The following is a 20403-nucleotide window of genomic DNA, read 5'->3' as shown; positions in this document are numbered from 1 at the left end:
GGGCGCTGTTACCGCGCCGCGTCCGGGTGGACCGCGTCCGTGACCGGACGGCCGTCGGTCGGCTTCTCCTTCGCGACCGGCTTGCGCAGCTGGATGTTCAGCTCGCGCAGGCGGGCCTCGTCCAGCTCCGTCGGGGCGCCCATCAGCAGGTCCTGGGCGTTGCCGTTGAGCGGGAAGGCGATCGTCTCGCGGATGTTCGGCTCGTCGGCCAGGAGCATCACGATGCGGTCCACGCCCGGGGCGATGCCGCCGTGCGGCGGGGCGCCGTACTCGAAGGCGCGGAGCATGCCCGCGAACTCCTGCTCGACGGTCTCGCGGGAGTAGCCCGCGATCTCGAATGCCTTGAACATGATCTCGGGCTCGTGGTTCCGGATGGCGCCCGAGGACAGCTCGATGCCGTTGCAGACGATGTCGTACTGCCAGCCGAGGACGTCCAGCGGGTCCTGGGTCTCCAGGGCCTCGATGCCGCCCTGCGGCATGGAGAACGGGTTGTGGGAGAAGTCGATCTTGCCGGTCTCCTCGTCCCGCTCGTACATCGGGAAGTCGACGATCCAGGCGAAGCGGAAGACGTTCTCGTCGAACCGGCCGGCCCGCTTGGCGGCCTCGACCCGGACCGGGCCCATGATCTTGGAGACCTCGTCGAACTCGCCCGCGCCGAAGAAGACCGCGTGGCCCGGCTCCAGGCCGAGGCGCTCGGCGAGGACCTTGACGTTCTCCTCGGTGAGGAACTTGGCGATCGGACCGGTGAGGGCGTTGTTCTCGCCCACCCGGACCCAGGCCAGGCCCTTGGCGCCGAGGGAGACCGCGAAGTCGCCCAGGGAGTCGAAGAACTTGCGCGGCTGGTCACCCGTGTCCGGCACCGCCAGTGCCCGCACGTGCTTCCCGGCGAACGCCTTGAACTCGGAGTTCGCGAAGACGTCGGTGATGTCGACGAGCTCCAGGTCGGTGCGCAGGTCCGGCTTGTCGTTGCCGTACTTGAGCATCGACTCGCGGAACGGGATGCGCGGGAAGGGGGACGTGACGTGCCGTCCGCCGCCGAACTCCTCGAAGATCTCGGTCATGAGCTTCTCGATCGGCTGGAAGACGTCCTCCTGCTCGACGAAGCTCATCTCGACGTCGAGCTGGTAGAACTCGCCCGGCGAACGGTCCGCGCGGGCGTCCTCGTCGCGGAAGCAGGGCGCGATCTGGAAGTAGCGGTCGAAGCCGGAGATCATCAGCAGCTGCTTGAACTGCTGCGGCGCCTGCGGCAGGGCATAGAACTTGCCCGGGTTGAGCCGGGACGGGACGACGAAGTCGCGGGCGCCCTCGGGAGAGGTCGCGGCGAGGATCGGGGTCGCCATCTCGTTGAAGCCGAGCGCCACCATCTTCGAGCGGATGGAGGCGATGACGGCCGAGCGCAGCATGATGTTGCGGTGCATGCGCTCGCGGCGCAGGTCGAGGAAGCGGTACTCCAGGCGCCGCTCCTCGTTCACGCCGTCGTCGGCGTTGATGGTGAACGGGATCTGCTTCGACGCGCCCAACACCTCGATCCCGGCGGCCTCGATCTCGACCTCACCGGTCGGCAGCTCCGGGTTGACGTTGTCGGCGCCACGCGAGACGACCCTGCCGTCGACCCGGACGACGGTCTCCTTCGTCAACTTGTCGAGCGTCTCGGCGGCGGCGGTGCCCGGCCGGGCGACGAGCTGGGTGATGCCGTAGTGGTCGCGCAGATCGATGAAGAGGATGCCGCCCAGGTCGCGCCGATTGTGCAGCCAGCCGCTCAGCCGGACGTCGGTGCCGACGTCAGAGGCGCGGAGCTCGCCGCAGGTGTGGGACCTGTACCGATGCATCGTCGTTCATCCAGTCTTCGGAATCGGTGGGAAGCCCGGATACCTCCAGGCCCGTCAAGGGTACCGGGCTGCCCGGGACCGGCCCTCGAATACTCTCAGTGGCGACCAGCGGTCCGATATTCATAAAGTGGGGCAATGCGCACCGAGGACGTCCTGGCCGCGATCGCGACCGGCATGTGGCGCTGGGACAACGCTTCCGGGATCGTCACGCTCGATGCCGAGGCCGCCCGGCTGCTCGGGCTGCCCGCGAGGCCCGTCCGGCTCAGCGAGGCGGCCGTACGCTCCCGTTTCCACCCCGTCGACTGGAACGAGATCGACGGGGTGGTCCACCTGGCGGTGGTCGAGGGCACCCTCGCCGAGGCCAGACTGCGGATCATGGACGAACGGGGACGGGTGATCCGTACCGTGCGCAGCCGGTCCAAGCCGTTCGTCGACGGGGACGGCTACCAGCTCGTGGGCACCCTCCAGGAGGTGGCGGAGCCGCAGCCCGGTACGGCCGCCCGCACCCCCGTCACGGGCGACTGGCGCCGCTCGCGCGAGGCGTTCCTGCTGGACGCCGGCCGGGCGCTCGCCGAGGCGCGGTCGACCGCCGAGGTGCTGCGGGTCGCCGCCTCGCTCTCCATGCCGGGCTTCTCACCCGACGGGCTCGCCGTCTTCGGGGTGGCCGGCGACCGGCTGACGATCATCGGGCACCACGGACATCACGCGGGCGACGAGGAGCCCTTCAGCTCCATGTCGCTGGACACCGACTATCCGGCGGCCGAGGTCGCCCGGACCGGGCGGGCGATCTACCTGCCCACGCCGCAGGACTACCTGCGGCGCTTCCCGGTGACCTGGCCGCTGGCCCGCCGCTTCGGCCGCCAGTCCTGGGCCTACCTCCCGCTCATCGTCGCCGGACGCACCATGGGCGCCTGGATGGCCGCCTTCAAACACCCGGTCCCCTTCACTCCCGACGAGCGTTCGGTCCTCACCACCGTGGCCCGGATGCTCGCGCAGGCCCTCGCCCGCGCGGGTGTCGCCGAATCCGAGCGGGAACTCTCGCTCGGACTCCAGCGCGCGATGATGCCGGTCCTCGGTCCCGGCCTGCCCGGCCTGCACGTCGCCGCCCGCTACGTGCCCACGGGCGGCGGACTCCAGGTCGGCGGCGACTGGTACGACATGATCCACCTGCCCGGCGGGCGCATGGCCCTGGTCATCGGCGACGTCCAGGGCCACGACGTGCGCGCGGCCGGCCTGATGGGGCAGCTGCGCATCGCCCTGCGCGCCTACGCCGCCGAGGGCCACCGCCCGGACGCGGTGCTCTCCCGCGCCTCGCGCTTCCTCTACGGGATCACCGACGGCGAGACGGAGTACCCGCGTGGCGGCACGGCCCCCCGGCCGGGCGAGGTCGACGGCACGCACTCCGGGGACGCCGGAACGCGCTTCGCGACCTGCCTGTACATGGAGATCGACCCGGTCTCCGGCACGCTGGACATCGCCCGTGCCGGTCATCCCGACCCGGCGTTCCGCATGGCCGACGGAACGGTTCTGCTGCGGCCGACGGCCGGCGGACTGCCGCTCGGCATCGACCCCGACACCGACTACCCGACCACCCGGCTCACGCTGGAGCCCGGCGAGACCCTGATGATGTGCACCGACGGGCTTCTGGAGACCGGCGGACACGACCTCGACACGGGCTGGGAGCGGGTCCGCGCCCTGCTCGAAGGGCATGACGGGAACTCCCTGGAGGAGCTCGCCGACCGCCTGGTGGAGGCCGTCCACGGGCCGGGCTCCCACCACACCACGGGACCGCTCGCCGACCGCCGCGAGGACGACATCGCGCTCCTCCTGCTCTCCCGGCGGGGAGCGGCCGTATCGCGGGCCCCGAGACGCACGATGATGACCGTCCCCCAGGCGGAGCAGCAGCGCATCGCTTCCGCCCGGCAGCACCTGCGCCAGCTCCTGCACGACTGGACCGACGAGGAACAGGTCGACTCGGCGGTCCTGATGGTCTCCGAGATGGTCACCAACGTCCTCATCCACACCGACGGGGACGCACTGTTGGTCGCGGAGGTGACGTGCGCGGACAAGACCCGCCGGCTGCGCGTCGAGGTCTCCGACGGCAGCGACGAGCTGCCCCACAAACGCCACCCGGGGGAGATGGCCTCCTCGGGCCGCGGGCTGGTGCTGATGGAGATGCTGGCGCACGCGTGGGGCGTGGACCCGCGGGGCGAGGGCAAGTCGATCTGGTTCGAACTGCACGAGCCGCCGCGGGCGGAGAGCGGTCCCCGCCCGGAGCCCGTCGGCTGACCTCCGGCGCCTCCGGTCACTCCCGGTGCCCGGACCGGCTCGCCTCGCGGAGCGCCGACGAGCGGAGGAGACTGGACGCGTACGGCCGCCGGGGGGACCACGGAGTTTCCTATGGACACCCACAGGGTCGGGAGCGACACCACCGTCCTGGCCGACAGTCTCGACATCCCGGGAATCGGTCACATCCCGGTCAACGCCTACGTCCTCACCGCCCGGGAACCGGTCGTCGTCGACACCGGGCTCTCCGTCGCGGACCGCGACTTCGTCGCCGCGCTCGGCTCGGTCGTCGACCCCGCCGACGTCCGCTGGATCTGGCTCACACACCCCGACCGCGATCACACGGGCGGCATCTTCGCGCTGCTGGAGGCGGCGCCGGAGGCGCGGGTGGTGACCACCTTCCTCGGTGCCGGGATCATGACCACGGAACGCCCGCTCCCGATGGACCGGGTCTACTTCCTCAACCCGGGGCAGTCGCTGGACGTCGGCGACCGCAAGCTGGACGCCTTCAGACCGCCGTTGTTCGACAACCCGGCGACCGTCGGCTTCTTCGACGAGAAGACCCGGATCTGCTTCAGCTCCGACTGCTTCGGGGCGCCGATGCCGACCGCCGAACTCGCCCAGAGCGGGCACGCGAGCGACCTGCGGCCGGACGAACTGCGCGCCGCACAGCTCCTGTGGGCGACGGTGGACAGCCCCTGGGTGCACGTCGTGGACGCCGGGAAGTACCGGTCGACGCTCGTCCCGCTGCGGGACATGAACCCGGAGATCGTGCTCGGTTCCCATCTGCCGCCCGCCGTACGGATGACGGACACGATGCTGGAGACGATCACGCTGGCGCCGGACGCGGACCCCTTCGTCGGCCCCGACCAGGCGGCCCTGGAACAGATGCTGGCGTCCTTCGAACCAGGCGGCGCGCCGGCCTGAGTCTGGGTCTGAACTGAGCCTGAGAGCCTGTCGGGTCAGCCGGCTTCCTCCGCCGCCGGCTCCTCCGGTACCGGCGGCGCCGTACCGTACCGGTCGCGCAGCTCTCCCAGCACGCCGAACGCCGCGGCCGTCAGCGGGACGGCGAGCAGCATGCCCAGGATGCCGGCCACGGACGCGCCGGCGGTGATCGCGAGCATGACGACGGCGGGGTGCATCTGCACGGTGCGGCTCTGGACCATCGGCTGGAGCACGTTGCCCTCCAGGACCTGGACGGCGAGGACGATGCCGAGGACCCACAGGGCGATGAGGAAGCCGCGGTCGGCGAGCGCCACGAGGACGGCGACGGCCCCGGAGAGGAAGGCACCGAGGTACGGGATGTAGGCGGTCACGAACACCAGCGCGGCGAGCCCGACCGCGCCGGGCACCCGCAGGACCAGCAGGCCGGCGCCGATCAGGAAGGCGTCCACGAGCGCGACGAAGGTCGTCCCGCGCATGAAGCCCTCGACCGCCTCGAAGGCCCGGCGCGCCATCGCCTCGACCGTGTCGCCGGTCGCCCGGGGGGCCAGTGACCGCAGGGCGTCGACGGCCCGGTCGGAGTCGCGGAGGAAGAAGAAGATCAGCAGCAGCGCGAGGACGGCGGTGGCGATCATCTGGCCCACGACGCTGAGGCCCGAGAGCACCCCGGAGGCCGCGGTCCCGCCGAACTGCTGCAACAGCGACCTGGCGTTCCGTGCGACGTCGTCCAGGGAGGTGCCGGCCGCGCCCAGGTGCCGGGCGATGTCGGCGGCGGCCTGCCGCAGCGACTCGATGATCTGGTCGCCGGTCTCGACGAGGGCGACGACCACGACATAGGCCGCACCGCCGACGACGGCGAGGACGGCGACGACGGTGAGCGCGGCGGCGACCGTCTTGTGCACCCTCATGCGGAGCAGCCGCCGGTAGAGGGGGCCGAGGAGCGCGGTGCCGAGCAGGGCCAGCAGCACGGGGGTGACGGCCGTCTGGAGCGCGACGCAGAGCCAGATAGCGACGGCGGCGACCGCCATGAGCAGCAGCGCGACGACGCACCAGGCGGCGGCGCGGCGCGCGGGCTCGGGAAGGAGCGGTCGGGGCGGCTCCGGCTGCGTCTGCACCCGTCCACCGGACCACGCCCCGCGGCGTGTCGTCCTGCGCTGCGAGCCCGGACGGGTGACGCTCCGTCAGGGACGTGTCGGCCCGACCGGCGCGGCACGGCGGAGCCGGGCCGCCGCCCGCGCCGTGCCGTCACCGTCCGCGCACGCCCCCGCCCCGCGGCGGGCGGGGGCCTTGTCCCCGCGCCTACTCGCCCATCCCGTGGACCGCCGGGATCGTGCCCAGCCGTCCCGCCTGGAAGTCCTCGAACGCCTGGCGCAGTTCGGCCTGGCTGTTCATCACGAACGGTCCGTAGTGCGCCATCGGTTCACGGATCGGCCGGCCGCCGAGGAGGACGATCTCCAGGTCGGGGGTGTGCCCGTCCTGCTTGTCGTCCGCGCGGACCGTCAGCGAGCCGCCCTTGCCGAAGACGGCGGTCTGACCCATGTGGACCGGGCGGCGGTCGGTGCCGACCGTGCCGCGGCCCGCGAGCACGTACGCCAGCCCGTTGAAGTCCTCGCGCCACGGCAGGGTCGCCTCCGCGCCCGGCCGGACGGTCGCGTGGATCATCGAGATCGGGGTGTGGGTGACGCCCGGACCCTGGTGGCCGTCCAGCTCGCCGGCGATGACCCGGAACAGCGCGCCGCCGTCCGGCGAGGTCAGCAGCTGCACCTGGCCGCCGCGGATGTCCTGGTAGCGCGGGGTCATCATCTTGTCGGAGGCGGGCAGGTTCACCCACAGCTGGAGGCCGTGGAAGAGCCCGCCGCTGACGACCAGGGACTCCGGCGGCGCCTCGATGTGCAGCAGGCCCGAGCCCGCGGTCATCCACTGGGTGTCGCCGTTGGTGATGGTGCCGCCACCGCCGTTGGAGTCCTGGTGGTCGAAGATCCCGTCGATGATGTAGGTGACGGTCTCGAAGCCCCGGTGCGGGTGCCACGGGGTGCCCTTCGGCTCACCGGGGGCGTACTCCACCTCGCCCATCTGGTCCATCATGATGAACGGGTCGAGATACTGGTAGTTGATCCCGGCGAACGCGCGGCGCACCGGGAAGCCCTCGCCCTCGAAGCCGGAGGGCGCCGTGGTCACGGCGAGCACGGGACGGGCGGCGGCGTCGGCCGGGGCGACGACGCGCGGCAGGGTGAGCGGGTTCTCGACAGTCACAGCGGGCATGGGAGGGCCTCCTTGTGCGACCACTTTAGTTGAACAATGAACTTCCTGCCACCCGGAACGCGGAACGCCCGGGAGGAATTCCCCCCGGGCGCTCCCGCGCGTGCCGCCGGCACGCGTCAGCCGTACATCCGCCGCATCGCGAACTCGACCATCTGCTCCACGGCCTTCGCGTCGAAGACCATCCGGTGATCGCCCTCCATGTCCAGCACGAAGCCGTAGCCGGTCGGCAGCAGGTCGATCACCTCGGCGCCGGTGATCACGAAGAACTTCGACTCCTTGCCCGCGTACCGCCGCAGCTCTTTGAGCGAGGTGAACATGGGGATCACCGGCTGCTGGGTGTTGTGCAGCGCCAGGAAACCGGGGTTGTCGCCCCGGGGGCAGTAGACCTTCGACGTCGCGAAGATCTGCTGGAAGTCCTCGGCGGCCAGCGAACCGGTCGTGAAGGCCCGTACGGCGTCGGCGAGCGAGGGCGGGGACGGCTCGGGGTAGAGCGGGGCCTGCTGCCCGTACCCGTCCTGCATGGGCTGCTGCGGAGGGGCGTACTGCTGCTGCGCGGCGCTGCCGTCGCCGTGCTGGCCGTATCCGTACATGCACCCAGCCTAGTGCCGCGTCCGGCGATGTTCACCCGTCGAGGAACGGCGTCCGGTGCGGTGGATCGCGAAGCGCCGGATCGACCTCGCAGGGGCCCGCACGGTTGACGCGGCGACGCCTCGACCCGCCGTGCCGGGCGTCGCGACAAAGCCGGCACCGCCTGACGCGGCACGAGCGAGCGGGCGTCCCGGGCAGCGCGCTCCGGGCCGTCCGAGACGGAGCGCACCCCCGGCCGGAACGGAGCGCCACCGCGGGCACCCCCGTGGCGAGCTCACCGGCCGCGCGGAAGCCACCCTTCGCACATTGTTTCGCGCCGCCTTCATCCCTTGCTAGGTTCGCTTGAGCAATTTCCGGTTGCCACGGGGGTGGGACATGACGCTGAACGCCACATGGGAAGAGCTGTTCGGCGGTACCGGACCGTCCGGTCGGCCCGCGTCGATGACCCTCGCGGGCCTTCCCGCCGAAGACCGCGGCGGCGGAGGCGGCGACGCGAACCTGAAAGCCGACGAGGGTCCCTGGCACGGCGCCGGCAGGACCTCCGGTGAACTGCGCGTCTCCACCGGTACCGCGCTCACCGACCTCGGCACCGCGAACGAGGGCGTCACCGGCGGGACAGCCGGCTTCGACTCCTCCGCCGCGCTGACCGAGATCCTCGGCACCTGGAAGACCCGGCTCACCGCCGTCCGCGACGAGTGCGGACGGCTGGAGACCGCCCTCAGGAGCGCCGGCCGCGACTTCGGCGAACGCGAGGCCGACACCCAGCGAAGGATCGCCGCCGAGACACCCGTCCCCGCCCGGAAGAAAGAGGGCTGAACCGGATGCCCACCTGGCAGCAGCTCCGCGACGTGAAGCTGAGCGAGTACACGGACGCGGCGGACGGCTGGGGCAAGGTCAGCTCCCGCGCCAACTCCGACAAGGACCGTGTCGACAACGGCATGTTCGCCCGCATCCACGACACCCAGAAGGGCGAGGCAGCCAAGGGCGCCACCGGCGACGTCCAGCAGCTGAGCCGCAACTTCCAGTACCTCCACACCGAATGCGGACTGATCCGCACCGCGCTCAACGGCCTGGCCTCCGAACTCGCCGCACCACAGCGGAAGCTGAGACAGGCGCTGGAGGACGCCGAGAACCTGAAGTTCACGGTCAGACCCGACGGCTCCGTCGAGTACCCCACCCAGTCCTTCGTCCTCAAGCCGGGCGCCGCCACCGCCCAGGACGGCGCGCCCATCCCCTACCTGCCCGGCAAGGCCGAGGGCATCGGCAGCAGCGACGCCAACAAGGGCAAGGCCGAGGACATCGCCCAGCGCATCGGCGACGCCCTGCGCGAGGCCGCCGAGATCGACGGCCGGTACGCGGGCGCCCTGCGCAAGCTCAAGGCCGAGCCGGGCCTGACCGTCAGCGACGAGACCCTCGCGGACGCGGCCAGGGACACCAAGGCCCTCCAGGACGCCGCCGGGACGTACGCCGACGACGACAAAATCCCGCACGGCAAGTCCCCCAAGGAGAACGCCGCCTGGTGGAACGGGCTGACCCAGGAGCAGCGCGACGAGTACGCCACGCTCTACCCGGCGTCCGTCGGCGCGCTCGACGGCATCCCCTCCACCGTCCGCGACGACGCCAACCGGATGGTGCTCGCCGAGACCCGCGCCCAGGCACGGCTGGACCTCGACGCCATCCCCAAGCAGCCCCGGGAGTACTTCCCGAACCCCAACGGCAGCTACCCGGCGGTCGTCAAGAACCCCGCGTGGAACGAGTGGAACGAGAAGTACGGAGACCGCAGGAAGGAACTGGAGGCGAGCCTGAAGGGCATGGACGCCATCCAGGCGCGCTTCGACGCCACCGGCAGCGACGGCCTCCCCGAGGCGTACCTGCTCGGCTTCGACAAGGACGGCATCGGACGGGCGATCGTGGCCAACGGCAACCCGGACACCGCGGACCACACGGCCGTGTACGTGCCCGGCACGACGACGAGACTGGAATCGATCGGCGGCGACATCAACCGCATGACCGCGCTGTGGACGGAGACCCAGGCATGGGCTCCCGGCGAGAACACCTCCACCATCACATGGTTCGGCTACGAGGCACCGCAGTCGATCGTGCCCGAGGCGATGCAGAAGGGCTGGGCGCACGACGGCTCACCCAAGCTGCTCCGGTTCATGGACGGGCTGGAGACCGTGCAGGGCGGTGCCGACCGGAGTCACACCACGATCATCGGACACAGCTACGGCTCGACCGTGGTGGGCGACGCCTCCCAGCGGGGCGACCTCCCGGCCGACGACATCGTGGCGGTCGGCAGCCCCGGCATGCTCACCGGCAGGGCCGACGACCTCGACGCCCCCAAGGGCCACGTCTGGTCGGAGGCCGCGTGGAACGACCCGGTACCGGCCGGCGGCAAAGTCGCCGGGCTGGGCGGCTACACCTGGGGCGTGGAGACCTGGAACGGCATCCCGTTCAACGCCGGATACGTACAGACCGTGCCATCGGACGAGCTGTTCGGCGGGCACCGGATGGACGTGGACACGAGCGGGCACAGTGACTACTGGACCGCCGACTCGGAGAGCCTGAAGAACCAGGCGAAAGTCGTGGCCGGCCGGTACGACGAAGTGAACGAGGACTGATGACCACCCGCGACGACCACCGTCCGGCCCGCACGGCGACGGCTCGCTCCGTCTCCCGGGCGCGTGCCGCCCTTCCCGCCCTCCTCCTCTGCCTGACCACGCTCGCGACGGGATGTTCGATGAACGACACGGACGACCTCGACTACACCCCCGCCACGCTGGACGTGGACGCGGCGAAGACCCGCACCAAGCAGGTCTCCAGCGAGGTCTTCGACATGATCGGACTGCCCGGGGCCACCACCACGCCCACCGGTCCCAGCGCCTCCGTGTGCGCCCAGGACCCGGAGCACCTGTACGCGACCCGTCACCCCTGGTCGGTCTACGGCGTCTCGGACGAGGAGCTGAAGCAGGGCTTCGAGCGCCTGCGCCACGCCCTGCCCGCCCAGGGCTGGAAGGTCGTCTCGTACGGCCCCAACAAGAGCAAGGCCAGGAACCTGGAGCTCACCGCCGACTCGGGGAAGGACCGCTTCGCCGTCAACGCGGAGTTGTCGGTCGGCGGCACGGATCCCGGCAAGAAGCACCTGATCGTCGTCAACGTCGTCTCCGGCTGCTTCCGCGCGCCCGAGGGAACCGACCTGGACACCCTCTTCTGATCCGGTGCGCGGGGCCGGGGGCCCGGCACGGAGGGCTCCCGCGCGGCACACCGTTCCGGTGCCCCGCGCGGGAGCCCTCCGGTGCGTCTCGCGTCACAGATGGCCCGAGAGGGGTTGCTCTTATTACCGACGGGTAGCATCATCGTAGAGAGCGTGCGCTACTCACCGGTAGTACGAGTACGCGCGAGGACATCCGCCTCCCCGATCCTTACGGAGCCGTCGCCATGGGGCACTACAAGTCGAATCTCCGCGACATCGAGTTCAACCTCTTCGAGGTGCTCGGGCGCGACAAGGTGTACGGCACCGGTCCGTTCGAGGAGATGGACGTCGAGACCGCCAAGAGCGTGCTCGAAGAGCTCACCCGCCTCTCGGAGAACGAGCTGGCCGAGTCCTTCACCGACGCCGACCGCAACCCGCCGGTCTTCGACCCCGAGACCAACACCGCCCCGGTGCCGGCGAGCTTCAAGAAGTCCTACAAGGCATTCATGGACTCCGAGTACTGGCGCCTCGGCCTGCCCGAGGAGATCGGCGGCACCACCTCCCCGCGCTCCCTGATCTGGGCGTACGCGGAACTGATCCTCGGTGCCAACCCGGCCGTCTGGATGTACTCCTCCGGCCCGGCCTTCGCCGGCATCCTCTACAACGAGGGCAACGAAGCGCAGAAGAAGGTCGCGCAGATCGCCGTCGAGCGCCAGTGGGGCTCCACCATGGTCCTCACCGAGCCGGACGCCGGCTCGGACGTCGGTGCCGGCCGCACCAAGGCCGTCGAGCAGGAGGACGGCTCCTGGCACATCGAGGGCGTCAAGCGCTTCATCACCTCCGGTGAGCACGACATGGAGGAGAACATCCTCCACTACGTCCTCGCCCGCCCCGAGGGCGCCGGCCCCGGCACCAAGGGCCTGTCCCTCTTCCTCGTGCCGAAGTACCACTTCGACTGGGAGACCGGCGAGCTGGGCGAGCGCAACGGCGTCTACGCCACCAACGTCGAGCACAAGATGGGCCTCAAGGCATCCAACACCTGCGAGATGACCTTCGGCGACCAGCACCCCGCCAAGGGCTGGCTGATCGGCGACAAGCACGACGGCATCCGTCAGATGTTCCTCATCATCGAGTTCGCCCGCATGATGGTCGGCACGAAGGCGATCTCCACCCTCTCGACCGGCTACCTCAACGCCCTCGAGTACGCCAAGGAGCGCGTCCAGGGCACCGACCTGGCGAACTTCATGGACAAGGCCGCCCCCAAGGTCACCATCACGCACCACCCCGACGTCCGCCGCTCGCTGATGACGCAGAAGGCGTACGCCGAGGGCATGCGCTCCCTCGTCCTCTACACGGCCGCCGTGCAGGACGAGATCCAGCTCACCGAGGCGAACGGCGAGGACGCGAAGGCCCTGCACGGCCTCAACGACCTGCTGCTCCCGATCGTCAAGGGCTACGGCTCCGAGAAGGGCTACGAGCAGCTCGCGCAGTCGCTCCAGACCTTCGGCGGCTCCGGCTTCCTGCAGGAGTACCCGATCGAGCAGTACATCCGGGACGCCAAGATCGACACCCTCTACGAGGGCACCACGGCCATCCAGGGCCAGGACTTCTTCTTCCGGAAGATCGTCCGCGACCAGGGCGCCTCCCTGAACACGCTCGCCGAGGAGATCAAGAAGTTCCTCGCCCTCGGCACCGGCGGCGAGGAACTGGCCGGGGCCCGCGACGCGCTCGCCAAGGCCGCCGTGGACCTGGAGGGCATCGTCGGCACGATGCTCACCGACCTCACCGCCACCGGCGAGGACGTCAGGAACATCTACAAGGTCGGCCTCAACACCACCCGCCTGCTGATGGCCTCCGGCGACGTCGTCGTCGGCTACCTCCTCCTGAAGGGCGCGGCCGTCGCCGCGGAGAAGCTGGAGAGCGCCTCCGCCAAGGACAAGACCTTCTACGCCGGCAAGATCGCCGCCGCGAAGTTCTTCGCCGCCAACGTCCTGCCGGGCGTCGGCGCCGAGCGCACGCTCGCCGAGGCCGTCGACGGCTCGCTGATGGACCTGGACGAGGCCGCGTTCTAGTACGCGGCCTCCGTCCGCACCGAACGGCTCGCTCCCGGGGAGGGGAGCGGGCCGTTCCGCGTTACCGCCACCACGGCCGGACCGGCTCCGCGTCCGGGACCCCGGACACCACCTCCGGGCCTCTGCGTATGGTGAGCCTATGAGTAGCGCACCCTCCCGCTTCGACCGCGGCCACACCGATGACCTCATGACCTTCCTCGCGGCCTCCCCCTCGCCGTACCACGCCGTGGCGAACGCGGCGGAACACCTGGGGAAGGCCGGCTTCCGCAAGGTCGAGGAAACGGATGCCTGGGACGGGACGAGCGGCGGGAAGTACGTGATCCGCGGCGGCGCGATCATCGCCTGGTACGTGCCGGAGGGAGCCACCCCCCACACCCCGTACCGCGTCGTCGGCGCCCACACCGACTCCCCCAACCTGCGCGTCAAACCGCAGCCGGACATGGGCAGCCAGGGATGGCGCCAGGTCGCCGTCGAGGTCTACGGCGGCACCCTGCTCAACACCTGGCTCGACCGCGACCTCGGGCTCGCCGGCCGCCTCACCCTGCGCGACGGCAGCCACCACCTGGTCAACGTCGACCGGCCCGTCCTGCGCGTCCCACAGCTCGCCATCCACCTCGACCGCAAGGCCAACGACGGCCTCAAGCTCGAACGCCAGCGCCACATGCAGCCGGTCTGGGGCCTCGGCGAGGTCCACGAGGGCGACCTCATCTCCTTCGTGGCCGCCGAGGCGGGCGTGGACGCCGAGGACGTCGCCGGCTGGGACCTGATGGTCCACGCCGTCGAGGCCCCCGCCTACCTCGGCCGCGACCGCGAACTCCTCGCGGGCCCCCGCATGGACAACCTGATCTCCGTCCACGCCGGAGTCGCCGCGCTCGCCGCCGTCGCGAGGCACGAGGACCTCCCGTACATCCCGGTCCTCGCCGCCTTCGACCACGAGGAGAACGGCTCCGAGGCCGACACCGGCGCCCAGGGACCCCTCCTCGGCAACGTCCTGGAACGCTCGGTCTACGCCCGCGGCGGCGCCTACGAGGACCGCGCCCGCGCCTTCGCCGGCTCGGTCTGCCTCTCCTCCGACGTCGGCCACGCCGTCCACCCCAACTACGCCGAGCGCCACGACCCGACGCACCACCCGCGCCCCAACGGCGGCCCGATCCTCAAGGTGAACGTCAACCAGCGCTACGCCACCGACGGCGACGGCCGGGCCGTGTTCGCCGCGGCCTGCGAGAAGGCGGGCGTGCCGTGGCAGTCCTTCGTCTCCAACAACGACATGCCGTGCGGCACCACCATCGGCCCGATCACCGCCGCCCGCCACGGCATCAGCACCGTGGACATCGGCGTCGCCTGCCTGTCCATGCACAGCGCCCGTGAACTCTGCGGCGCGGACGACCCGTACCTGCTGGCCAACGCCCTCGTCGCCTTCCTGGAGGGATAGCGGCCCCACACTCCCGCCGCCTCCGAGGACCCGCCGCCTCCAGGGAGCGCCCCGCCCGCGGACGCCGAACGCCGCGGGCAGGGCCGGGAAGTACCGGGCCCTCGTGGGGGATAGCGCGCGCGGACCCGGGTACCCGATCCCGACCACACCACGAGGAGGCGGAAGTCATGGGCCTGGGAGGCTGCATCATCCTGATCGCCGTGGGCGCGATCCTCACGTTCGCCACGGACTGGGAGCTCGACGGCATCAACCTCGACCTGGTGGGACTGATCATGATGGCGGTCGGTCTCATCGGCACGGCGACCTTCGCGAGCATCGCGCGGCGCCGACGGGTCGTCGTCCCGTCGGCGGCACCGACCGTGGTCGAGGAGGAACGCCGCCGCTACTGAGCGCCCGCCAAAGCGGCCCCGCGGCGACGCCCCGCAAGCCCCTACGCCTGGGCGTCCATCCCCGCGAGGATGAGCGGCAGACGCACCGCGCCGCCCTCGGTCACCTTCAACGGGACCCCCCAGTCCTGCTGATGGACATGGCAGGCCGGGTATTCGTTGGCCGGGTCGTCGTCGCAGGACGCCGCCATCGCCGAGACATGCAGCACACCCTCGGTGAACTCCGGGTTCAGCTCGACCTCCCGGAACAGGTCCGTCCCCGTCCCCTCCCCGTCGAGCAGCAGCTCGGGCGGGGTCGAGGAGACCAGCAGCCGGGTCGAGGGACCGTAGCGCTCGTCCAGCTTCTGGCCCGCCGGCGCCTGGAAGACGACGTCGACGCGCAGCCGCCCCGGGGCCACCGCGGTCGCCTCGCGCCGGGTGCGGTGGGCCACCGACTCGACCGTGACCGCCTCCTCCGGCAGCCGCAGCCGCGTCAGCCGGTGGCGGGCCGACTCGACGACCACGATGTCGTCCCCGACGAGGACCGCGTCGCTCGGCTCGCGCAGATCCGTGGCCAGCGTGGTGACCTCGCCGGACGCCGGATCGAACCGGCGCAGCGCGTGGTTGTACGTGTCCGCGACCGCGACCGAGCCGTCGGGCAGGGCGGTGACGCCCAGCGGATGCTGCAGCAGCGCCTGACCGGCCTCACCGTCGCGGTGTCCGAAGTCGAAGAGCCCGGTGCCGACGGCGGTGTGGACGGCGCCCTCGGTGTCGATCCAGCGGACGGCGCTGGTCTCGGAGTCGGCGATCCACAGCCGGTCCCCGGCGGCGGCGAGCCCGGACGGCTGGGCGAACCACGCCTCGGCGGCCGGCCCGTCGACGAGCCCCTCGTTGGTGGTGCCGGCGGCGACCTCCACCGTGCCCGTGGCCGGGTCGTAGGTCCACAGCTGATGGACACCGGCCATGGCGATCCACACCTTGCCCTGCCACCAGGCGACGTCCCACGGGGACGACAGCGCGACCTCCAGGGCCGGCCCGGAGGTCGGGGAGCCCTGCCACCACTGCGCGCCCGTGCCGGCGACCCGTTCGATCACGCCGGTGACCGGGTCGAAGGTACGCAGCGCGTGATGCACGGTGTCGGCGACGACGACCCTGCCGTCGGGAAGCAGGGCGAGCCCCTGCGGCTCACGGAACTCCCCGTCGCCGACACGGCGCACGACGGTCTCACCGTCCGGCGCGAGCTCGACGAGCTGATGGCGGGTGGTGTCGGAGACCAGGAGGTTCCCCGACGGCAGCGCCAGCGCCTTGCCGGGGAAACGCAGATCGGTCGCGACCGGCTCCGGCGGCACGTACGGCCCGTCGCCGCGCCGCAGCGTCCCCTTCGCCTCGTGCTCCGTCTCCAGCTCCTCGACAAGGGCGCGCAGCGCGTTCGCGTGTCCCTCACCGGCGTGCTGGGCCACGATGTACCCCTCCGGGTCGATGACGACGAGCGTCGGCCAGGCCCGGACGGCGTACTGCTTCCAGGTGGCGAGCTCGGGGTCGTCCAGGACGGGGTGGTGCACCTCGTAGCGCTCGACGGCGTCGACGACGGCCTGATGCTCCGCCTCGTGGACGAACTTCGGCGAGTGCACGCCGACGATCACGAGGGTGTCGCGGTGCTTCTCCTCCAGTTCGCGCAGCTCGTCGAGGACGTGGAGGCAGTTGATACAGCAGAAGGTCCAAAAATCGAGGATCAATGTGCGACCTCGGAAGTCGGCGAGCTTCAGATCCTTCCCGCCGGTGTTGATCCAGCCACCCTTGCCGATCAGCTCGGGGGCACGGACACGGGCACGCTTGCGGGGTGCGGGCGCGGGGGTGGGCGCCGGGGCAGCATCGTTCATCCTTCAAGCTTGCCATTGGCCCATGAACACCGGATCACGACCGTACGACGCCGCTGTCCTGCGCAGCTATGGGATCCGCTCCACCACGGACTAGCCTCCTTGGACGCCCCGGACGAACAGAGTTCCTGTGCGCCGGCTCCCGGCGGGTGGGGCAAGCACGGACGCTGACACGTCCACGAAGCCGTGTTCCTTGAGAATCAGCGCCCACACATCGGGTTCGTAGTCCCACCGCTTGACGACAGCGGGGTCTTCTTCGGGCCCGCGCGGGATGTATGACGCCTGGCAGCCGTAGCACCCTTCAACCGGGGGCCGCTGGGAGAAGGCGAAGACGCCACCTGGCTTGAGGGTCGCGTGAACCAAAGGCAGCAGTGGACCGGGGTCGGTGAACCAGGCAGCGCCGAAGACGCTGTAGACCGCATCGAAGATCGTGAACGTGTCTCCGAGGTAGGTGAGCGCGTCGGCCTGGTGGAGTTCCATCTCGTTCACGCCCGGCCACCGCTCACGTGCCTTGTCGAGCTGCTTGGCGGAGAGGTCGATTCCGATGGACTTCATGCCGAGCGTTGCGAGGTGAGCAGCGTTTCCTCCAGACCCGCACCCGAGGTCGAGTGCCCTGTCTCCCGGGTTGAGCTTGAGCACGTCGACCCGGGGGCCGTGGTCCGGGTACTGGGTCCAGTTGAACCACGTGGTCTCGCCCTTGGCGTTGGTCTTCCGCCGCTGGGGCTTGCTCTGCGAGTAGGTGTCCCATGCGGTGCTGCGAGCGTCAGTCACTACCTGTCCGTTCTCGTTCACGGCGACAGCCGCCCGGCACGATACCGGGCGGCTGAAGCTCTCGTGGGTCAGTCGCTCCGCTTGAGTCGGAGCTACTTGGCGACGGGGCTGTCGGAGCAGCCCGCGTAGCTCTGGGTGCAGTCTGCTGCGCTGTTGATCGGCCAGAACTCCGGGTCCACGTCGAAGCCGGCCGATCGGATCATCTCGGCCGTCCGACGCATCGCGGCCCGGCCCTCGGCCGGGCTGTGGCCGTTGTTGCGGTCGGGGACGTGGTGGATGAACCCGCCGCCGAGCGCGTCGCAGACCCTGGCGTAGTCCTTGGTGTGGAGCACGAGTGCGTGCCAGAACAGGTCCACGCGAAGGCTGGGCGTGGCCCTCTCCGTGGTGTTCGCGGCGACGGCGAGGAAGGCCGCCACCTGGTCGACGCCGCGCCGGCCCTGGTCGTCGGTCATCTCCGGCCAGGAGTCCTCGCGGACCATGGTGATGAGGTCGGCCCTCAGCTCGGGGGTGATGAGGTCGTACACGGTCTTCGTCGTGTCCGTGATCGTCACGTCTGTGCCTTCCTGGTCTGTGAGGAACATCGGGGGCACTTGCAGGGGGGCCAGGCGGCGGAAGCCATGGGGGTCAACGGCTTCTCGGCGCTGCTGCTGGGGTAGATCACCTCAGAGCCGAACGTCTGGCCGGAGTCGCGAGACACCCGCACGGTCATGGTCATCGTTGGCCTTCCGCTTGCCGGGTCCGGTTGGTGAAGCGATGCTCCCGCCGCCGGTCGGTCGGAACGACGACGCTTCGGGCGTCGCCTGGGCGTCACTCAGTGGGGTGTCAATGACGCCCTCCAGGGCGTCAAACCGGTGTCATTGCATGGCTGTTCGGTCTAGCTTTGACGTCATGACGACGACCGCCGTGGTGCCGAATGATGTGCTGCGGGCCGTGCGTATCGGCCTGCGCTTAAGCCAGGACGATTTTGCCAAGGCGCTCCGCCGGGCAGGTGCGGAACTGGGGGAACCGAACGAGGCTTCCAAGCGGCTGGTGCAGCGCTGGGAGTCCGGCACGAGCAAGACGCCTCGGGGCGTGTACGCCAGGGCCTTAGAACGGGTCACTGGGCGTCCGGTCGAGGCACTGAGCAGTGTGCATCGTGAAAAGTGCAGGTCGGGCGGGCTGGTGTGCGCGGGGTCGGGGGTGCTCGGGCTGGTCGGTGGCGGGTGTCCGTGGTGAAGATCGCCTGACTGGTCGGCCAGGAGGGTTCTCTGGTTCTGCTGCGCCTGCGTCAGCGGGCCGCCTACGATCCGTCACCGTGCCGGTACGCCGGAGATCGTGAGGAGGGTGTGGGGATGTCCGATCTGGAGCGGATCACGGCTCGCCGGAGCGAACTGGACGCGCTCGCCGAGGAGTTGGCGAAGCGGCTTGGGGAGGTCGAGGCCGAGCGGGAGGAGCTGGGGATCGCTGAACGGGTCCTGCGCCGTCTGGCCGAACAGGACCGGGCCGATACGGAGGCCGCCGGGGTGGAAGCCCCGATGAAAGCGCAGGTGGCGGGGCGTGCGGTGCTGCTGATCCCGCACCGCGGTGAGACCGGCGACGAGGCCGCGCTGCCCGGTGACTACCGCCGGATCTTGTCGATCGTGCGGGCCGCCGGCGGCCCGGTGCAGGTCAAGTCGGTGGGCGAGGAGCTGGGGCTTGAGGTGGGGTTGCGCGGGAAGCTGGAGCCGCTGCGGGCAAAGATGACCAAGCTCGCCGATCGTGGCTGGCTGCACAAACGGCCCGACGGGAAGTTCACCGCGCGCCTGTAGCAGTACCGGACCGGGGACGGCAAGGGGCGTAACCTACAGGCCCCCGGCGGCAGTTGAGTTTGGTGTGAAGAAAAACAACGGGTCCGCCGAGGGCCCTGACAGCCTTGTCTACACCGCCCGCCTGCCGCTGTCGAGCGCCACCCTGAACTGGCTCGCCGACCTGATACGCGGCCACTGCAAGAAGATCGGCTCCAGGTGGCGGGCGCTGCCCGCCGGGAAGATCGCCGGCATCGTGCTGGCAGTACTGCGCTGTGACCAGCGGCCCGGCGACCTGGCCGGCGGCAACGGCATCCACCGCACCACCGTCACCCGCTGGGTGCGGGAAGTCGTCGGCCTGCTCGCCGCCCGCGCCCCGCGCCTGGACCGCGCGCTGAAAAAGATCGCCCGAAAGGGTGGCGGAATCGTACTGCTGGACGGCTCCCTGATCCGCACCCGGCGCCGCACCGGCACGGCGAACCGGAAGAACTACTCCGGCAAGCACAAACATCATGGCCTGCTGGTGATCGCACTCACCGACGACAAGGGTCGGCTGATCTGGGTCTCCGCCGCACGTCCCGGACGCACCTCGGAGATCACCGCCTCCCGTCACGACAAGCTCACCGCCCACCTGCGGGCCGCCGGGCTCGGAGCCATCGCCGACCTGGGGTTCATCGGCCTCGACGACAGCGGCCCGGACACCGACCCGGCGGTGATCACCGGCTACAAGGCCGCCCGGAACCGGCCCCTGACCCGCGGCCAGAAACTGTCCAACAAAGCGCTGGCCACGGTCCGTGCCCCGGTCGAGCACGGCTTCGCCCACCTGAAGAACTGGAGAGTCCTGGGCAAGGTCCGCACGGATCCGAGGTGGGCGACCACGCTGGTGCGGGCCCTGCTGGTGCTGACAAACCAGGAAGTCGCCCGCTGATGACCGATGATCTTGTCGCTGGACTACCGCCCCGGACCTCGCCGAGCGTCCCGACGCCTACGCACACCAGACCATCTGACGTGCAGTTTTCACGA

17 protein-coding genes and 1 pseudogene are annotated in these 20403 nt (G+C 70.5%); 11 read left to right on the top strand and 7 right to left on the bottom strand.

The annotated features are described in order from the left end of the window. Positions 1 to 8 precede the first annotated feature (8 nt). On the bottom strand, positions 9 to 1829 hold the full coding sequence (gene aspS / locus OG393_RS16095; protein ID WP_327375342.1) for an aspartate--tRNA ligase: 1821 nt from the start codon (positions 1827 to 1829) through the stop codon (positions 9 to 11). A 135-nt stretch (positions 1830 to 1964) separates the two neighbouring features. Here aspS and OG393_RS16090 point away from each other — a divergent pair, with 135 nt between their 5' ends. Together OG393_RS16090 and OG393_RS16085 are read left to right on the top strand one after the other, a co-directional pair. Further along, entirely contained in the window at positions 1965 to 4118 is a 2154-nt protein-coding gene (locus tag OG393_RS16090; RefSeq protein ID WP_327375341.1) for an ATP-binding SpoIIE family protein phosphatase, read from the top strand. A gap of 111 nt (positions 4119 to 4229) precedes the next feature. Beyond that, the gene (locus OG393_RS16085) at positions 4230 to 5042 is read left to right on the top strand and encodes an MBL fold metallo-hydrolase (protein ID WP_327375340.1); all 813 of its coding nucleotides are present in this window, start codon (positions 4230 to 4232) and stop codon (positions 5040 to 5042) included. 35 nt (positions 5043 to 5077) lie between these two features. Here the strand turns inward: OG393_RS16085 and OG393_RS16080 are convergent, their stop codons facing one another. The 3 genes from OG393_RS16080 to OG393_RS16070 all read right to left on the bottom strand — a co-directional run bounded on the left by OG393_RS16080 (position 5078) and on the right by OG393_RS16070 (position 7909). Continuing rightward, on the bottom strand, positions 5078 to 6172 hold the full coding sequence (locus OG393_RS16080; RefSeq protein ID WP_327375339.1) for an AI-2E family transporter: 1095 nt from the start codon (positions 6170 to 6172) through the stop codon (positions 5078 to 5080). A 184-nt stretch (positions 6173 to 6356) separates the two neighbouring features. Continuing rightward, positions 6357 to 7319, bottom strand: a complete 963-nt coding sequence (locus OG393_RS16075; RefSeq protein WP_327375338.1) for a pirin family protein — start codon at positions 7317 to 7319, stop codon at positions 6357 to 6359. A gap of 116 nt (positions 7320 to 7435) precedes the next feature. Continuing rightward, positions 7436 to 7909, bottom strand: coding sequence for an SseB family protein (locus OG393_RS16070; RefSeq protein ID WP_327375337.1), 474 nt, complete (start codon positions 7907 to 7909; stop codon positions 7436 to 7438). Between the two features lie 373 nt (positions 7910 to 8282). Between OG393_RS16070 and OG393_RS16065 the strand changes: the two genes are divergently transcribed. From OG393_RS16065 to OG393_RS16040, 6 genes are all read left to right on the top strand, one after another. Further along, the gene (locus OG393_RS16065) at positions 8283 to 8723 is read left to right on the top strand and encodes a hypothetical protein (protein WP_327375336.1); all 441 of its coding nucleotides are present in this window, start codon (positions 8283 to 8285) and stop codon (positions 8721 to 8723) included. 5 nt (positions 8724 to 8728) lie between these two features. Further along, a complete protein-coding gene (locus tag OG393_RS16060; RefSeq protein WP_327375335.1) occupies positions 8729 to 10528 on the top strand; it encodes an alpha/beta hydrolase in 1800 nt (599 codons plus the stop codon). Beyond that, positions 10528 to 11121: a hypothetical protein gene (locus OG393_RS16055; protein WP_327375334.1), complete on the top strand. Its 594-nt coding sequence runs from the start codon at positions 10528 to 10530 to the stop codon at positions 11119 to 11121. The genes OG393_RS16060 and OG393_RS16055 overlap by 1 nt, the downstream gene beginning before the upstream one ends. A 224-nt stretch (positions 11122 to 11345) precedes the next feature. Next, complete coding sequence (locus OG393_RS16050; RefSeq protein ID WP_327375333.1) at positions 11346 to 13172, top strand: acyl-CoA dehydrogenase; 1827 nt, start codon at positions 11346 to 11348, stop codon at positions 13170 to 13172. Positions 13173 to 13311: 139 nt separating this feature from the next. Then, entirely contained in the window at positions 13312 to 14604 is a 1293-nt protein-coding gene (locus OG393_RS16045; protein WP_327375332.1) for a M18 family aminopeptidase, read from the top strand. A gap of 167 nt (positions 14605 to 14771) precedes the next feature. Continuing rightward, entirely contained in the window at positions 14772 to 14993 is a 222-nt protein-coding gene (locus OG393_RS16040; RefSeq protein ID WP_327375331.1) for a DUF6458 family protein, read from the top strand. 41 nt (positions 14994 to 15034) lie between these two features. On the opposite strand, the gene OG393_RS16035 is transcribed toward OG393_RS16040, so the two are convergent. The 3 genes from OG393_RS16035 to OG393_RS16025 all read right to left on the bottom strand — a co-directional run bounded on the left by OG393_RS16035 (position 15035) and on the right by OG393_RS16025 (position 18168). Next, complete coding sequence (locus OG393_RS16035; RefSeq protein WP_327375330.1) at positions 15035 to 16849, bottom strand: NHL domain-containing thioredoxin family protein; 1815 nt, start codon at positions 16847 to 16849, stop codon at positions 15035 to 15037. Positions 16850 to 16939: 90 nt separating this feature from the next. Further along, complete coding sequence (locus OG393_RS16030; RefSeq protein ID WP_327375329.1) at positions 16940 to 17617, bottom strand: class I SAM-dependent methyltransferase; 678 nt, start codon at positions 17615 to 17617, stop codon at positions 16940 to 16942. Positions 17618 to 17709: 92 nt separating this feature from the next. Then, on the bottom strand, positions 17710 to 18168 hold the full coding sequence (locus OG393_RS16025) for a hypothetical protein (protein ID WP_327375328.1): 459 nt from the start codon (positions 18166 to 18168) through the stop codon (positions 17710 to 17712). A 337-nt stretch (positions 18169 to 18505) separates the two neighbouring features. On the opposite strand from OG393_RS16025, the pseudogene OG393_RS16020 reads away from it, so the two are divergent. From OG393_RS16020 to OG393_RS16010, 3 genes and pseudogenes are all read left to right on the top strand, one after another. After that, positions 18506 to 18739, top strand: a pseudogene (locus tag OG393_RS16020) (helix-turn-helix domain-containing protein); the annotation flags it as partial. A gap of 209 nt (positions 18740 to 18948) precedes the next feature. Then, positions 18949 to 19404, top strand: coding sequence for a hypothetical protein (locus OG393_RS16015; protein ID WP_327373073.1), 456 nt, complete (start codon positions 18949 to 18951; stop codon positions 19402 to 19404). 64 nt (positions 19405 to 19468) lie between these two features. Continuing rightward, positions 19469 to 20308 (top strand): transposase family protein, encoded by an 840-nt coding sequence (locus OG393_RS16010; protein ID WP_327373072.1) that lies wholly within the window; start codon positions 19469 to 19471, stop codon positions 20306 to 20308. The last annotated feature ends 95 nt before the right edge of the window (positions 20309 to 20403 follow it).

It is taken from the genome of Streptomyces sp. NBC_01216 (assembly GCF_035994945.1).
In the GTDB taxonomy this organism is placed as follows: Bacteria; Actinomycetota; Actinomycetes; order Streptomycetales; family Streptomycetaceae; genus Streptomyces.
This window is presented reverse-complemented; position numbering and strand designations above follow the sequence as displayed.